The following is a 1,811-nucleotide window of genomic DNA, read 5'->3' as shown; positions in this document are numbered from 1 at the left end:
TCCGGAAAGTTTCTGGCATCGAGGTAATGCGCAAACGTGCTGTGTACTTTTACCTGCGCTAATACCAGATTTTGATAAGCCAGACATAGCGCCGTAATCGTTCCATCCAGATTACCGACAGTCAGTGTTGGTGTTGATGCATTGCCATCACTGGTCACTTCCATTCCCTCTATCGCAGTCGGCCATGGCTTATATTCGCGCCCCTGCCACCAGATTGACTTCACTGGCAATAAATCAGGGTCGCCGCCTGCGACCTCTAAATCGGCTTCGCTATAAGGGATGGAATGGTTATGGAAATAAAGCTGCGGACCGTCAAACTCGGTGCAGTCCACTTCGAACAGCAATACTTTACTGCCCGGCTCCAACATCTGTAAGTCAGTGTTTAACACGATGAGTTCCTATGGATGATAAGCAATAATGAATGTTGCAGAGAGTTCAAACATTGGCTTTCCGGCTGCGTTTTTCCCCGAGGCTTTCACCTGCTGCTTTTGGCAACAATACAGACCCAACTCCCCCATGGGGTTTCGCCACTGAAAAGCCTTATAGCCTTTATGCTCGCGTAAAAATTGCCGGATTTGCATGATGTAGTCGAGCTCACCCACGAACGAAAGCGGCCAGCTTTGATCCTCTTCATTGAGTCCATCGCCGGACCGCTGCGTATACCCATCCCCTAGCTGCAACTCTCGAGTTCGGGTTGTGATGTCTCCGACCGGATTTATGCGCGGACAATATTCAAACTCCCTGATCATCTGCGCCCCCTGATTCGATTTGTTAGTGTGCCATTTGGTCCCAAATCTTTAGCCATCAGCACTTTGTAGCGACTATCAACAAATGCGCCGATCTCCGCGCCAAACTGCTCCATGCCTTGGCTGCTTTGTGTGGAGGTGTTGCCGTTGCCATCGATGGTGATATAAACCTGTGGCGCTGCTGAACCAGCAGAACTAGTCGGCATATTGCTACTGACCGCCCTTACACCCAACGAACCATCTGCAGATCGGGTGAGTGGCATAATCGCTTCTGGCCCCGCCTCGCCCATGACGCCAGCCCCTTTTGCAAAAGCAAAAAAGGTCGGTGAACTGACAACCTGCCCGCTGTAGGCGCTTAAACTGGGTGAATCATAAACACCGCCCTTGGCATTAAATGACAACCCGCTATAAGCGCCACCCGAGAATGCATTACTGGCAGACCCTGCCGCGCCACTTGCACCGCCCATGAATCCACCCAACAACCCGCCAGAGACGCCCGTAATCGTCTGCATGATCGTACTGGTGATCAGGGCTTGCGCGGCCATATCAATAAGGTTTTTGATAATCGATTGAGACAGTGAGGCAAATAAATTAGACATCGCCTCTTTAGTGGACTGCGTACCATTTACTAGCCCCGTCAACATATTAGAGAGCCGGTCTTGTGAGTCCTGAAACAGATCAACGGCCATGCGTTGCATGTCGCCTTGCGAGGCGAATAATTGCAATGATGCCTGATACTGCTGTTCGCGGGTTTCTGTCTCGGAAGCAAGAATAAGCTGGTTTTTTCGCTGTTCGGTGATAACACCTGCCGCCGCATAAGTCTCAATAAGCGCCTGACGCTTTGCCAGTTGGTTACTGAGGTTTTGCACCGGATCGACGTTACCGGCTAACTCATCATTGGCACTGACGGCGTAACGTTGGTTAGCGTCGGCCAGCGCCGTCAGATAGTCCGTGTGGATCTGTTGTTTACGGCGGGAAAGTTCCTCGGCGCTTTGTATCTCACCCCCGGCAATCTGCCGTTGTAGCTGCTCCTGTGCCTGACGTTGTGACTCAGCGGCGCTGCGG

2 protein-coding genes and 1 pseudogene are annotated in these 1,811 nt (G+C 51.7%); all 3 read right to left on the bottom strand.

Annotated features, from left to right (window positions below):
• On the bottom strand, positions 1 to 392 hold a 392-nt coding region (locus HUZ92_RS20650), incomplete at its 3' end, for a phage minor tail protein L (RefSeq protein ID WP_145580098.1).
• Positions 393 to 398: 6 nt separating this feature from the next.
• Positions 399 to 749 carry a phage tail protein gene (locus HUZ92_RS20645; RefSeq protein ID WP_049606687.1) on the bottom strand — a complete coding sequence of 117 codons (351 nt, stop codon included), beginning with the start codon at positions 747 to 749 and terminating at the stop codon, positions 399 to 401.
• Positions 746 to 1,811: pseudogene (locus HUZ92_RS20640) on the bottom strand (tape measure protein); the annotation flags it as partial. The gene HUZ92_RS20645 and the pseudogene HUZ92_RS20640, both read right to left, overlap by 4 nt.

Origin of the sequence: Yersinia vastinensis, from assembly GCF_902726565.1 — a bacterium.
GTDB classification, from domain to species: Bacteria; Pseudomonadota; Gammaproteobacteria; order Enterobacterales; family Enterobacteriaceae; genus Yersinia; species Yersinia vastinensis.
The sequence above is the reverse complement of the archived record's forward strand: the minus strand, read 5'-3'. Positions and strand labels throughout refer to the sequence as shown.

Excerpts from the sequence above, each read along its gene's own strand:
- HUZ92_RS20645 (WP_049606687.1), bottom strand. The coding sequence starts at position 749 with ATGATCAGGGAGTTTGAATATTGTCCGCGCATAAATCCGGTCGGAGAC.